The sequence below is a fragment of the Pseudonocardia phyllosphaerae genome, assembly GCF_046546475.1.
In the GTDB taxonomy this organism is placed as follows: Bacteria; Actinomycetota; Actinomycetes; order Mycobacteriales; family Pseudonocardiaceae; genus Pseudonocardia; species Pseudonocardia phyllosphaerae.
On record NZ_JBKGXS010000001.1, the window covers coordinates 1,038,874 to 1,052,127 of the forward strand.

Here is a 13,254-nt window from a genome sequence, read left to right on the forward strand (position 1 = left end):
GTTCGTCGCCGAGGTCGTGATACCCGACGAGAGCATCGTGATCCAGTGCACGGGACGCCCGTACTGTGCTTCGGGACGGGGTGAGCCGGGCGTGACAGAGCGGGTGACTCTGGGTGGCTCAGTGTCCGGCGGCCGGTTCGACCAGCTCGACCAGGACACCGCCGGCGTCCTTGGGGTGCACGAAGTTCACCTTGGAGTCCGAGGTGCCCCGGCGGGGGGCGTCGTAGAGCAGGCGCAGGCCCTTGGCGCGCAGGGCGTCCGCCGCGGCGGCCACGTCGGTCACCCGATAGGCCACCTGCTGCAGGCCGGGGCCGTTGCGGTCGATGAACTTCGCGATGGTCGAGGTCTCGTCGAGCGGGGCCAGCAGCTGCACCTTGGTCGCGCCCGCGTCCTCGCCGGGCGCCCCCAGCATCGCCTCGCGCACACCCTGGTCGGTGTTGGTCTCCTCGTGCACCGAGACCAGGCCGAGGTTCTCGGCGTACCAGGCGATCGCCTTGTCGAGGTCCGGTACGGCGATGCCCACGTGGTCGACGGCCACGACCAGCGGCGACAGAGCTTCGTCGGTTGTCGTCATGGGGGCAGAACGTACCGCTTCTACTCGTCAGTAGGCTCCTGTGCCACTGGTCACCCCACCCGTTAGGTGCGTCCGCGCGAGCACCGCAGATGGTTATGGTGACCGCCCACCTGCCAAAGATGCTGCTGGAGGATCCGTGTCCGGAACCGTCATCGTCGCCGGCGCCCGCACGCCGATGGGCCGCCTGCTCGGATCCCTGAAGGGTTTCTCGGGCGCTCAGCTCGGCGGGATCGCGATCAAGGCCGCGCTCGAGCGCGCCGGCGTCGCCCCCGACCAGGTGCAGTACACGATCATGGGCCAGGTGCTCACCGCCGGTGCGGGGCAGATGCCCGCCCGCCAGGCCGCGGTCGACGCCGGGATCCCCATGGACGTGCCCGCCCTGACCGTCAACAAGGTCTGCCTCTCGGGCATCGACTCGATCGCGCTGGCCGACCAGCTGATCCGTGCCGGGGAGTTCGACATCGTCGTCGCCGGCGGTCAGGAGTCGATGACCCAGGCGCCGCACCTGCTGCCCAAGTCGCGTGAGGGCACCAAATACGGCGACACCACGCTGCTCGACCACATGCAGCACGACGGCCTGTTCTGTGCGATCGACCAGGTCGCGATGGGCGCGTCGACCGAGAAGTACAACGCGCGCTACGGCCTGACCCGCGAGGAGCAGGACGCCTTCGCCGCCCGGTCGCACCAGAACGCCGCCCGCGCTGCCGAGGACGGGACCTTCGCCGAGGAGATCACCCCGGTCGAGATCCCCCAGCGCAAGGGCGACCCGGTCGTCTTCGAGACCGACGAGGGTGTCCGCGGCGACACCACCGCCGAGTCGCTGGGCAAGCTGAAGCCGGCCTTCTCGGCCGACGGCACGATCACCGCAGGCACCGCCTCGCAGATCTCCGACGGTGCCGCCGCCGTCGTGGTGATGAGCAAGGCCAAGGCCGAGGAGCTCGGCCTGAGCTGGCTGGCGGAGATCGGCGCGCACGGCGTCGTCGCCGGGCCGGACGCGAGCCTGCACGAGCAGCCGTCGAACGCGATCCGGAAGGCCTGCGAGAAGCAGGGCATCACGCCCGCCGACCTGGACCTCGTCGAGATCAACGAGGCGTTCGCCGCGGTCGGCATCGTGTCCGCGCGCGAGCTCGGCCTCGACGACGACAAGGTCAACGTCGACGGCGGCGCGATCGCGCTCGGCCACCCGATCGGCATGTCCGGTGCCCGGCTCGCGCTGCACCTCGCCCTGGCCCTGCGTGCCCGTGGCGGTGGCACCGGCGCGGCTGCGCTGTGCGGTGGCGGTGGCCAGGGTGACGCGCTGATCCTGAGCGTGCCGAAGTCCTGATCGTCCCGGCCGCGGTGCCGGATGGGTGCCGCGGCCGTCGTCGTGGTCGACTCGTGGGGGTTCGGCGGGGTTGTGCTCCGCAGGACCCCCACGCGTCACGAGATGGGAGGAGCGCCCGTGCCCGGACTCGATCTGCAGGACCTGGTCGAACGGGCGCTCGGCGGGCAGCAGGTCGCCGTCGCTCGGCTGATCTCGATCGTCGAGAACGCCGGGCCGGAACTCCGTGAGGTCTCCGCGGCGCTCACCCCGCACACCGGACGGGCCCAGGTCGTCGGGCTGACCGGGTCACCCGGTGTCGGCAAGTCCACCACCACGTCGGCCCTGGTCTCCGCGCTGCGCGCCCGCGGCCGCACGGTCGGGGTGCTCGCCGTCGACCCGTCCTCGCCGTTCAGCGGCGGGGCGCTGCTGGGGGACCGGGTCCGGATGGGCGAGCACGCCGGCGACGACGGCGTCTTCATCCGCTCGATGGCCACCCGCGGGCACCTCGGCGGCCTGTCCTGGGCGACGCCGCAGGCCCTGCGGGTGCTCGACGCCGCCGGCTGCGACGTGGTGCTCATCGAGACCGTCGGCGTCGGGCAGTCCGAGGTCGAGATCGTCGGTCTCGCGGACACCACCGTCGTGTTGCTCGCGCCGGGCATGGGCGACGGCATCCAGGCCGCCAAGGCGGGGATCCTCGAGATCGGGGACGTCTTCGTCGTCAACAAGGCCGACCGCGACGGTGCCCGGCGCACCGTGCGCGAACTGCGCACCATGCTCCACCTGCGCGAGGCCGAGTCCGGTGAGCCGTGGGAGCCCCCGGTGCTCTCGACGGTCGCGGCCCGCAGCGAGGGGATCGACGCACTCGCCGACGCCCTCGACGAGCACCGCGTCTGGTCGGAGAAGTCCGGCGACCGCGATCGCCGGCGCCGGGAACGCGTCCGGCGCGAGATCGAGGCCATCGGCATGGAGCAGGTCCGCGCCCGGATGGAGCGGGTGCGCGGCGGCCGGGAGCTGCCCGGTCTCGCCGGGCAGGTTCTCGCCGGTGAGCTCGACCCGTGGGCTGCCGCCGACCGGCTCCTCGACGACGCCGGCTGACCTCGCGCGCACGGTCACGGCCGCCGCTCCGCCTCGTCGAGCAGCGCCAGGGCCCGCACCGACCCCGTCCGCAGTGCGAGCTGCCTCGCCCGGGTGGCCGCGTCCGTGTCGGCGTGTCCTGCGGCCCGGGCGGCCACGGCCGTCTCGACCAGCTCCTCCAGCTCGGCGCGCACCGGGCGTCGTGGCCCGTGCAGGTCGGTGGTGACCTCGAGCCGTACCGGGGCGCCGTGGAGGCCCGGCCGCTCGGCGGACGGGGCGTCCGGCCACGGGTCGGCGTCGATCCCGGCCTCGTCCAGCAGCCGGGTCCGCCGTGCCCGCAGCTCGTCGGCCAGGTCGGAGCGGTCCGCCCGCTGTGCGGCGGCGAGTGCGGTGGTCCAGGCCGCCCACGCCCGGTCGGGCGCGTCCCGGTCCCGTTCCTGCTCGCCGAGCAGGGCCGCGGCCTCGGCCACCAGGGTGGCGAGTGCGGCGCCCCGGTCCTCCCGGCGACAGTGGTCGGCCAGTTCCTCCAGTTGGGAGACCTGGGCGCGCAGTGACTCGTACGCGGCGGCGGTTCCCAGGGTGGCGTCGAGTGCGGTCGTCGCGCGGAGCTGGCCGGCGAGGGCGGCGAGCGCCTCGTCGTCGACGGCGTCGGCGGCACCGACGGCGGCGCGGAGCCGGTCGGCGGCACCCGCCCGCTCCGGAGGCGGGGTGACGCGGGTGAACCCCAGCTCGTCCTCCGAGCGTTCGTAGAGCGTGGCGAGCAGCGCCCGCTGCTCGGGGGCCGGTGTCGTGTGCCCGTTCTCCCAGCGGGAGAGCTGCGTCTTGAGGCTGCCCGCGGTGGCCCCGGCCACCCCGCCGCGCTCGGCCAGTGCCGCCAGCTCCCGGGCGGCGGCGGACTGCGACCAGCCGCGCTCGCGCCGGGCCGCACGCAGCCGCTCGCCACCCTGTGCCGGCACCGGGTCGACAGCGTCCGTGCGGGAGCCGGAGTGCTCCGTCGTCGTGGTCACGATCCGATTCTGTCGGTGGTGGGACGTACTGTCAACGCTGTTGACGCAACAGTGTGTCAACAGATGTCGACGGTGGCGCATCGGCGCGGACGGGGAGTGAGCGGTGTGGTTCGACGAGTGGGTCTGCCTCGCGGGACGGCTGGGCGCGGAGGGGCTGGCCCGGTGCCCGGCCGGAACCGGTTGCGGGGAATGGGCGGGCTGGGCGGCGTGCACAGTGCTCGGCGGGGTCGCCGGCGGGTTGGCCGGGCACGTCACGGTGCGCTGGATGCTGCGCCCGCCCTCGCCGCGGCGGGGAAGGGTGATGCGGACCTGGCCGGGGCCACTGCTCGGGCGTGGCCGGGCCCGCGACCTCGGGCACTTCGAGGAGTACGGGCCGCCCACACGTTCCCGCCGTCGCCGCTGGTGGTGGCGTCGGCGGGAGTGACCGGGGCCGGGGCACGCGCCCCGGGCTCAGTCGAAGTCGCCGCTCGCGTGCCGGACGGTGCGGAGCAGGCTCGTGAGCTGCTCCTTCCCGGCGTCGTCGAGGCCGTCGAGGCCGAACTCGATCGCGGTGACCGCCGCGGTGGCCTTCTCCAGGCGGGCACGGCCTTCGGAGGTGAGCTCGACGAGCGTGGCCCGCCGGTCGGTCGGATGCGGTACCCGCCGCACCAGCCCGTCGCCCTGCAGCCGGTCGACGATGTTGGTGACGCTGGTCGGGTGCAGCTGCAGCCGCTCGCCCATGACCCGCATCGGGAGACTGCCGCGGCGGGCGAAGTCGAGGAGCACCAGCGCCTCGTAGCGGGCGAAGGTCAGCCCGAGCGGCTTCAACGCACCGTCCACGGCGGAGAGGAGGATCTGCTGGACCCGCATCACGCTGGTCACGGTGGCCATCGTGCGCGACGGGCCGACCCGCTCCTCCCAGAGCTCGGCCGCGCGCTGGATCGGGTCGAAGGGGAGCGACCCGTGGTGTGCCATGCGGGGACGCTAGCAAGCCGTGTCCGGCGGGGATCCGCTCCCGCGCCGGATGTCCGATCCGGCCGGTCGCGCCACCTGCTCGTGGCAGGCTGTGGGACATGCTCTTCGCGTTCAGCATCGCGCCCTCCGGCGGGACGGGCTCCGCAGACGGTGACGGGTCCGGGGACGGCTCCGACGGCGGGGTCAGCGCCGCGGTCGCCGAGGCCGTCCGGGTGGTCCGCGAGTCGGGGCTGCCGAACGAGACCACCTCCATGTTCACGACGATCGAGTCGGAGACCTGGGACGAGGGCATGGCCGTCGTCAAGCAGGCGGTCGAGGCGGTCACGGCGGTCGCGCCGCGGGTGAGTCTGGTGCTCAAGGCCGACATCCGCCCCGGCTACACCGGTCAGCTGAGCGCCAAGGTGGACCGGGTCGAGGAGCGTCTGCGCGGCGACGACGGCGCGTGAGGGGGCGCCCGGGCGTGACGGCCCGGGTGGTGCGGGTGGTGCTCGTGAACAGGGCGTCCGGAACGCCGACGGCCGGTGACGGAACACCCGTCACCGGCCGTGGGGCCGCTCGTCGAGCCGTCACCCCGATGCACCGGGGGAGGCCGGACGGCGGTGGCGGCGCCGCGTCGCGCGGCACCGGAGGTCCTCAGGCCATGCCGCCCGCGATCGTCCTGCTGAAGAAGAACACGCCGACCAGGATCGCGACGAAGCCGATCACCATGGCGATCTGGCCGAGCTTGGCCAGGGACGGCTGCTTCGTCGTCAGGAAGCCGGTGACCAGGGCGGCCAGGCCGAGGACCCAGCCTGCCAGCGGCACGAAGATCCCGCCGATGATGCCGACCACCCCGAGGGCCAGCGCGACGTAGGCGAGGGTCGGCTTGGTGGTGGTCTGCAGGTTGCTCATGTGACTCGCTTCCTCCGGTGTCCCGGCGGCGTGATCGACGCCGTCGCGGTGTGTGACTGTCGGTGACCGTGTGGTCGCTCTCGGGGGTCCAACGAGCCGGCCGTGGCGATGTTGCGGGTGAGGTGGCCGACTCCTCCGGCGACGGTCCGCAGCGGTCGGTGGGCGGGCACCACGACGGTGACGAGCCCACGACCCGTCCCCGTCCGGGGTGTCTCACACCGCCCGCGCCCGCGTGCCAGGATGGACGGCGTGTCTCGTCCAGATCCTCGTCAGGCGGCCCAGAGTGCGGCCATGTCGTCGGCCATGGCCGGAGCGGTCGACCTCTCCGGTCTGAAGGCCCGCGCCGACGCGGCCAACCGTCCCTCCACCGGCGCGAAGAGTGGCACTGCCGCAGGTGGCGGCTCCGGCCAGTGGGTCGTCGACGCCACCGAGCAGGACTTCCAGTCCGCGGTCCTCGAGCCGTCGCTGCAGGTTCCCGTGGTCGTCGAGCTGTGGGCCGGCCGCTACCCGCGTGAGGGCCAGCTGTCCGCGGAGCTGGAGCGGCTCGCCGCGGCCGGTGGCGGCGCGTGGCGCCTGGCCCGCGTCGACGTCGACGACCAGCCCCGCATCGCGCAGGCATTCGGCGCGCAGCAGGTGCCGACCGTGATCGTCCTGGCCAACGGCCAGCCGGTCGACGCCGTCGAGGGCTCCATCCCCGACGACCGTGCCGCGGAGTGGGTGAAGTCCCTGCTCGATGCCCTGCGCGACCGGATGCCCGGAATCGCCGAGGGCGAGGCGCGCGCCGCGTCCGGCGGGGACGCCGAGCCCGAGGAGGAGCCGGAGGACCCGCGGTTCACCGCCGCCGAGGACCACCTCGAGCAGGGTGACTACGCCGCCGCCGAGGCCGCCTACAAGGCGATCCTCGACGCCGAGCCGGCGAACGAGCAGGCGAAGGCCGCACTCGCACAGACGAAGTTCCTCGCCCGGTCCGAGGCGGCCGATCCGTCGGCGGTCCAGCAGGCCGACGCGAGCCCCGACGACGTCGACCTCCAGGTCGCCGCCGCCGACGCCGAGATGGCAGCCGACGACGTCGAACCGGCTTTCACCCGGCTGGTGAACACCGTCGCGCGCACCGCGGGCGACGACCGCGAGAAGGCCCGCACCCGGCTGCTGGAGCTGTTCGAGCTCTTCCCGGCCGACGACGAGCGGGTCACCAAGGCCCGCCGCGCCCTGGCCCGCGCCCTGTTCTGATCCCGGGCCCGGCCCGAACGACGACAGTGCCCCGTCACCGCTGGTGACGGGGCACTGTGCGTGAACGGTGCGCGAGGAACCGGTCAGTCGCGGGCGGAGCTGCCCGTCTCCGACGCCCCGGTGCCGGACGTGCCGGTGACGAACGATCCGCTGCGCAGGGCGTGCCGCCCGACCGTGCCCTCCGCGGGCGCGACGCTGCTGCCGGCCGGGGCCACGAACTCACCGGACGCCCGGAACCCGTCGTTCGGCGTCGCCGGAGCCTCGACATCGGTCTCGTCCGGCTCCGCGGGCACCTCGTCGGCCGGCACCGCGGGCGGCGGCCCGGCCACCACCGGCGCGGACTCCGTCGCGGCCTCGTCCCCGGACGACGAGCCGGCCTCCTCCGGCACCAGCCACAGCACCCCGGCAGGCGGCAGCGTCAGCACCGCCGACGCCGGCTGGCCGTGCCACATCTCCTGCTCGGCCCGCACCCGGCCCAGGTTCCCGACGCCCGAGCCGCCGTAGCTGCCGGAGTCGGTGTTGACCAGCTCGGTCCAGTACCCGCCGAACGGCAGGCCGACGCGGTAGTTCTCCCGCGGGTTGCCGGAGAAGTTCGCGATGCAGGCCAGCACGGTGGGGCGGCCGTCGGCGTCGACCCCCTGGCGCAGGAAGGAGAAGACGTTGCCGTTGGCGTCGTTGGCGTCGATCCAGGCGAAGCCCTCGGGCGTGGTGTCCCGCGACCACAGCGCCGAGTGCTCCCGGTAGGCGCGGTTGAGGTCACCGACCAGCGTCGTGATGCCGCCGTGCAGCGGGTCGTCGGTCTGCTGGTGCCAGTCCAGGGACCGCTGCTCGGACCACTCCCGCTCCTGGCCGAACTCGCCGCCCATGAACAGCAGCTGCTTGCCCGGGTGCGCCCACATGTAGGCGAGCAGCGCGCGGACACCGGCGGCCTTGTTCCAGTCGTCGCCGGGCATCCGGGTCCACAGCGTGCCCTTGCCGTGCACGACCTCGTCGTGGCTGATCGGCAGCACGTAGTTCTCACTGAAGGCGTACATCAGCGAGAACGTCATCTGGTTGTGGTGGTAGCTGCGGTGCACCGGGTCGTGCTGGAGGTAGTCCAGCGTGTCGTGCATCCAGCCCATGTTCCACTTGAACCCGAAGCCCAGGCCGCCCATGTAGGTGGGCCGGGTGACGCCCGGCCACGCCGTGGACTCCTCGGCGATCGTGATCGCGCCCGGGTGCTCGCGGTAGACCGTCGCGTTCATCTCCTGCAGGAACGCGACCGCGTCGAGGTTCTCCCGGCCACCGTGGATGTTCGGCAGCCACTGGCCGTCGGCACGGGAGTAGTCCAGGTAGAGCATCGAGGCGACGGCGTCGACGCGCAGCCCGTCGATGTGGAACGACTCCAGCCAGTACAGCGCGTTCGCGACGAGGAAGTTCTTGACCTCGTTGCGGCCGAAGTCGAACACGAGCGTGCCCCAGTCGGGCTGCTCACCGCGGCGCGGGTCGGCGTGCTCGTAGCAGGGGGTGCCGTCGAACTTGGCCAGCGCCCACTCGTCGCGCGGGAAGTGCGCGGGCACCCAGTCGACCAGCACGCCGTAGCCGGCCTGGTGCAGCGTGTCGACGAAGTAGCGGAAGTCGTCGGGGGTGCCGAACCGCGAGGTCGGCGCGTAGTAGGAGGTGACCTGGTAGCCCCACGACCCGCCGAACGGGTGCTCGGCGACCGGCAGCAGCTCGATGTGGGTGAACCCGGTGCCGTCGAGGTAGGCGACGAGCCGGTCGGCGATCTCGCGGTAGTCCAGGCCGGGCACCCACGAGCCGAGGTGCAGCTCGTAGACGCTCATCGGCTCCTGGTGCGGCTTGCTCGCCGCCCGCGCGGCCATCCACTCCTGGTCGGCCCACTCGTGGACGTCGGTGGTGACCACCGAGGCGGTCTGCGGCGGGATCTCGGTCGCGAACGCCATCGGGTCGGCCTTGTCCCGCCAGCGCCCGTCCGGGCCGAGGATGCGGAACTTGTAGCGCGCCCCGACGCCGACGCCGGGGAGGAAGACCTCCCAGACCCCGGAGCTGCCCAGCGAGCGCATCGGCAGCGCCCAGCCGGCCCAGCCGTCGAAGTCGCCGGTGACGCGCACACCCTTCGCGTTCGGCGCCCACACCGCGAAGCTGGTGCCGGGCACCGGGCCGGAGGCCGTCTCGTACTCGCGCGGGTGTGCGCCGAGCACGTCCCAGAGGCGCTCGTGGCGGCCCTCGCCGATGAGATGGAGGTCCATCTCGCCGAGCGTCGGGAGCCAGCGGTAGGGGTCGTCGACGACGTGCTCGTCGGTTCCGCCGGAGCCGTCGGCGTAGCTCACCAGCAGCCGGTAGTCACCGCCGGAACCGGGGACGACGCCGGAGAACAACCCGGACTCGTGCACCTTCTCCAGCTCGTGGGCCAGTGCACGGTCGCCGTTGGGCAGCACCGCCACGGAGACGGCGTGCGGCCGCAGCACCCGGATCAGCGTCCCGTCGGCGTGCGGGTGCGCGCCCAGGACCGCGTGCGGGTCGTGGTGCTCACCACCGAGGAGGCGGTCGGTGGTCGCCTGATCCGGTGCGTGAGCAGCCGACTCGGAGGGCGTCGCGCGGGTCGATCGCGTCTGCTCGGAGGTCACGTGCGGAACCGTACTGGCCGAACGGACAGCTCGCCGGACGCGGTCGGTGACCGTTGCCGGATCGCAGCGTGACGACACGATCGGGCGACGTCCGGACGGCTCAGCCGGGCTGCGCGACCGGGTCAGGAACGTGCGCCGGAGGACCCGCCCGAGTCCGAAGCGGAGTGCCGGGCGACCGCCGCCCGCAGCGCGTGCAGCAGCTCCACCGCGGCCCGGTCCCAGGTCTGCGGCGCGGCGCGCTCGCGCACCAGGGCCGAGTGCTCCGGCCACGTCGCGTCCAGCGAGCGGACGGCGGCGGCGAACCCGGCGGCGTCGTCGGGGGCGGCGTAGAGCCCGGCGTCACCGGCGACCTCGCGGAACGGGGCGATGTCGGACACGACGACCGGGCAGCCGCGGGCCATCGCCTCCAGCACCGGCAGGCCGAAGCCCTCGTCGCGGGAGGCCGAGACCAGCGCGGTCGCGCCGTCGAGCAGGGCGCGGTAACCGTCGTCGTCGACACCGTCGTGGAAGACCAGCCGCGCCGGTGCGGCCAGCCGCTCCAGCTCGTCGCGCACCGACGGCGGCACCGGCGAGACCAGGTGCAGCTCGTGGTCGGGGAGCTGCGCGGCGGCCCGGGCGAGCGTCCCGACGTTCTTGTACGGCATGAACGACCCGGCGTAGACCAGCCGGTTCCCGGGCGGACGGGTGCGCGCGCCGGTGCCGGCGGGCAGGTGGAAGTCGGTCGCGTCCGGCACGACCCGCACCGGGCGCCGGGTCAGCCGGTGCCGGCGCAGCAGCGCGCCGGTGGCCTCGGAGACCACCGCGACGACGTCGGCGCCGGAGAGCAGGAACCGCTGCGGCGCCCAGGACAGGTGGTAGCCCCGCCAGATCGCCCTGATCGGCGCGGCCAGCCACGGCGGCGGCTGCCGGTGCCGGTAGTAGATGAGGTCGTGCACGGTGAGCACGCAGGCGTAGCGGCGACCCATCGTGCCCATCGTCTGCATCGGGCTGAACACCACGGTCGGCCGGGAGTCGAGCAGCCGGTTGACCCGCCGCGCGACCCACGGCTCGGCCACCGAGGTCGGCACGGGCAGCCGGTGCCACGGCACGTCCGGCAGGCCCGCGCGCTGTGCCGGGTCGCTGACCAGCAGCTCCACCGGGTGCAGGCGGTGCAGGGCGCGGACGAGCCCGGTGGTGTAGCGGCCGATCCCGTCGGGCTTCCCGGGGCGGATGTAGCGGCAGTCGACGAGCACCCTCACGCCAGGAACGCCTCGATCTCCCGGGCGGCCCAGGCGGGGGCCTCGTAGTGCACCAGGTGCCCGACGCCGGGCAGCACCGCGAGCCGGTGCTCCGCCGGGATCGCGGCCGCCAGCCGTTCCTGCCCGGGCAGCGGGGCGACACGGTCCTTCGCCCCGGCCAGCAGCAGCGTCGGCACCCGCAGGTCCGCCGCCCACGGCAGGACCGACCCGGCGCTCGCGGCGCGGAAGGACTCGATCAGCGAGGTGGTCGTCGCGAAGGTGCCGAAGTGCGTGCGGTGCTCGGTCGCGACGAAGTGGCGGACGCCCGCGTCGCGGGTGGTGGTCATCGACGCGGTCGCGGCGTCGGCGAGCAGGCGGTGCCGCAGCACCCCCTCCCAGCCGCGGCGGGCCGCGGTCTCGTGCAGCAGCGCGGTCAGCTCGGTGCCGATCCGGGTGATGCCCGACGCGCCGTCGGCGGGCTCGGCGATCGGGTTGACCAGCACCAGCCGGCGGGGCGGGGCGCTGCGCCGGTCGACGGCGATCCGGGCGGCGACGATCGAGCCGAACGAGTGCCCGAGCAGCGAGGCCTCCGGGCCCAGCTCGTCGAGCAGCGCCGACGCCCAGCGCGCGTAGCCCTCGACGTCGTGGGTGCGGTCGCCGAAGGCGGGGGAGGCGCCGAACCCGGGCAGGTCCGGCACGACGACGCGGGCCCCGCGGATCCGCGACGCCATGGGCGCCAGCCCGTGGTGGCTGCCGCGCAGCCCGTGCAGAGCCAGCAGCGGCGGGGCGCCGGGGTCGCCGAACTCGTGCAGAGCCGTCCGGGCCCCGTCGACGACGGCCTCCGCGGTGGCGGCGGGCGCGCTCACGCGACCCGGCGGTGCTGACGGTCGGGGCTGCGCCGCAGCGCGCGCACCGGCACGACCGGACGCGCCCGGGTGCGGTACAGCTCCTCGTAGGTGTCGAGGGTGACCGACATCGAGTGCTCCCCGGCGATCCGCAGGCTGGCGGCGCCGAACTCCGCGGCGGTCTCCGGGTCCGACAGCACCCGCACCAGCCGGTCGGCCAGTGCGCCGACGTCGCCGTGCGGGTAGCGCCAGCCGTTCTCGCCCTGGCGGGCCAGGTGCGGCAGCGCACCGGCGTCGACGGCGACGATCGGCTTGCCGGTGGCCATCGCCTCCAGCGTGACCAGGCTCTGCAGCTCCGCGGTGCCTGCGTTCACGAACACGTCGAGCGCCGGGTAGACGTCGGGGATCTCGGAGTCCGACAGCCGCCCGGTGAACGTCACCGCGTGCTCGACGCCTGCGGTGCGGGCCGCGGTGCGCAGCCGGTGCGCCTCCTCGCCGTCGCCGACGACGACGAGCCGGGCCTCCGGCAGGCTCGCGCGCACCAGCGGCAGCGCCCGGACGAGCTCGTCGACGTGCTTCTCCCGGTCCAGCCGCCCGACGAACCCGGCGAGCGGTGCGCCGGCCGGGATGTCGTGCCGCGCACGGAACGCGGCGCCGCGGCCGTCGCCGTCGTCGGGGCGGAAGCAGGACAGGTCGAGGCCGTTGGAGACCGGCAGCACGGGGCCGTGGACACCGTTGCGCTCGGCCATCGACGCGGCCAGCGGGGTCGGAGCGGTGACCAGCCCGGCGCGGTCCAGCACGCGCACCGCGTCCCACCAGAAGAGCCGCTTGAGCGAGGACTGCGGGATCGGCAGGAAGCTGATCGCCGGGAGGATGTTCTCCGGGATCATGTGCGTGGTCGCCATCGACGGGATGCCGAGGTCGGATGCAGCCGTCAGGAGCATCCGGCCCAGGACCATGTGGCTCTGCACGTGGACGACGTCCGGGCGAACCCGGCGCAGCAGTGCCCGCGCGGTCTGCCGCAGGCCGGGCGGCGGGCAGAGCCGGAAGTCCGGCGGCTTGGGCACCGGGCAGGACCGGACGCGGTGCTCGGTGATCGCACCGACCCGGGCCGCGGGGCGGCTGCGGAACCCGCGCGACGGGGCGACGACGTGCACCTCGTGGCCGCGCTCGGCGAGCCCCTCGGCGAGGCGGCGGGACGCGTAGCTCGCGCCGTTGACGTCGGGTGCGTAGGTGTCGGCACCGATCAGGACACGCACACGCTCTCCTTCCGCGGGCCCGTGGCGGGCACCGGCCGGTGGCACGGCGCGCACAGCGCCCGGGCGGCCGGACGGGGTCGGGCGACCGGGGAGCGGTCGGGGTTCTCGCGCAACATCTCCCGCTGATTGTCCGGGAGGGCGTCCGCGGTCCGGACAGGGGGCACCCGGGACGGGGCTCCGGCGGCGCTGCGCGGGCGGTCCGGGCGTGCCCGGCGTCGTCGTGTCATCGCGGTCCTCCCTGGTGGCGAGGATTCCACGATGGCCGGTCCGCCC

At 74.2% G+C, this 13,254-nt stretch carries 13 protein-coding genes; 5 read left to right on the plus strand and 8 right to left on the minus strand.

Going from position 1 to position 13,254, the window contains the following annotated elements; genetic code table 11:
* Positions 1-118 precede the first annotated feature (118 nt).
* Positions 119-574 (minus strand): methylmalonyl-CoA epimerase, encoded by a 456-nt coding sequence (gene mce / locus ACLE50_RS04895; protein ID WP_410942124.1) that lies wholly within the window; start codon positions 572-574, stop codon positions 119-121.
* Positions 575-710: 136 nt separating this feature from the next.
* Between mce and ACLE50_RS04900 the strand changes: the two genes are divergently transcribed.
* Both ACLE50_RS04900 and meaB read left to right on the plus strand, forming a co-directional pair.
* Positions 711-1,898 (plus strand): acetyl-CoA C-acetyltransferase, encoded by a 1,188-nt coding sequence (locus ACLE50_RS04900; protein ID WP_410942125.1) that lies wholly within the window; start codon positions 711-713, stop codon positions 1,896-1,898.
* Positions 1,899-2,015: 117 nt separating this feature from the next.
* The gene (meaB, locus tag ACLE50_RS04905) at positions 2,016-2,972 is read left to right on the plus strand and encodes a methylmalonyl Co-A mutase-associated GTPase MeaB (RefSeq protein WP_410942126.1); all 957 of its coding nucleotides are present in this window, start codon (positions 2,016-2,018) and stop codon (positions 2,970-2,972) included.
* A gap of 14 nt (positions 2,973-2,986) precedes the next feature.
* Here the strand turns inward: meaB and ACLE50_RS04910 are convergent, their stop codons facing one another.
* Positions 2,987-3,958, minus strand: a complete 972-nt coding sequence (locus ACLE50_RS04910; RefSeq protein WP_410942127.1) for a hypothetical protein — start codon at positions 3,956-3,958, stop codon at positions 2,987-2,989.
* A 103-nt stretch (positions 3,959-4,061) separates the two neighbouring features.
* Between ACLE50_RS04910 and ACLE50_RS04915 the strand changes: the two genes are divergently transcribed.
* Positions 4,062-4,382 (plus strand): hypothetical protein, encoded by a 321-nt coding sequence (locus tag ACLE50_RS04915; RefSeq protein ID WP_410942128.1) that lies wholly within the window; start codon positions 4,062-4,064, stop codon positions 4,380-4,382.
* 26 nt (positions 4,383-4,408) lie between these two features.
* Here ACLE50_RS04915 and ACLE50_RS04920 read toward each other — a convergent pair whose 3' ends face one another.
* Positions 4,409-4,912: a MarR family winged helix-turn-helix transcriptional regulator gene (locus tag ACLE50_RS04920; protein ID WP_410942129.1), complete on the minus strand. Its 504-nt coding sequence runs from the start codon at positions 4,910-4,912 to the stop codon at positions 4,409-4,411.
* A 98-nt stretch (positions 4,913-5,010) separates the two neighbouring features.
* On the opposite strand from ACLE50_RS04920, the gene ACLE50_RS04925 reads away from it, so the two are divergent.
* Positions 5,011-5,358 carry a thiamine-binding protein gene (locus ACLE50_RS04925; RefSeq protein ID WP_410942130.1) on the plus strand — a complete coding sequence of 116 codons (348 nt, stop codon included), beginning with the start codon at positions 5,011-5,013 and terminating at the stop codon, positions 5,356-5,358.
* 187 nt (positions 5,359-5,545) lie between these two features.
* Here the strand turns inward: ACLE50_RS04925 and ACLE50_RS04930 are convergent, their stop codons facing one another.
* Entirely contained in the window at positions 5,546-5,803 is a 258-nt protein-coding gene (locus tag ACLE50_RS04930; RefSeq protein WP_410942131.1) for a hypothetical protein, read from the minus strand.
* A 291-nt stretch (positions 5,804-6,094) separates the two neighbouring features.
* On the opposite strand from ACLE50_RS04930, the gene ACLE50_RS04935 reads away from it, so the two are divergent.
* Positions 6,095-7,033, plus strand: a complete 939-nt coding sequence (locus tag ACLE50_RS04935; protein WP_410942132.1) for a co-chaperone YbbN — start codon at positions 6,095-6,097, stop codon at positions 7,031-7,033.
* An 83-nt stretch (positions 7,034-7,116) separates the two neighbouring features.
* On the opposite strand, the gene glgB is transcribed toward ACLE50_RS04935, so the two are convergent.
* The 4 genes from glgB to ACLE50_RS04955 all read right to left on the minus strand — a co-directional run bounded on the left by glgB (position 7,117) and on the right by ACLE50_RS04955 (position 12,981).
* On the minus strand, positions 7,117-9,660 hold the full coding sequence (glgB, locus tag ACLE50_RS04940) for a 1,4-alpha-glucan branching protein GlgB (RefSeq protein WP_410942133.1): 2,544 nt from the start codon (positions 9,658-9,660) through the stop codon (positions 7,117-7,119).
* Between the two features lie 122 nt (positions 9,661-9,782).
* Complete coding sequence (locus ACLE50_RS04945) at positions 9,783-10,898, minus strand: glycosyltransferase family 4 protein (RefSeq protein WP_410942134.1); 1,116 nt, start codon at positions 10,896-10,898, stop codon at positions 9,783-9,785.
* The gene (locus ACLE50_RS04950) at positions 10,895-11,743 is read right to left on the minus strand and encodes an alpha/beta fold hydrolase (protein WP_410942135.1); all 849 of its coding nucleotides are present in this window, start codon (positions 11,741-11,743) and stop codon (positions 10,895-10,897) included. Before ACLE50_RS04950 ends, ACLE50_RS04945 begins: the two co-directional genes overlap by 4 nt.
* Positions 11,740-12,981: a glycosyltransferase gene (locus ACLE50_RS04955; protein WP_410942136.1), complete on the minus strand. Its 1,242-nt coding sequence runs from the start codon at positions 12,979-12,981 to the stop codon at positions 11,740-11,742. The genes ACLE50_RS04950 and ACLE50_RS04955 overlap by 4 nt, the downstream gene beginning before the upstream one ends.
* Positions 12,982-13,254: the final 273 nt, after the last annotated feature.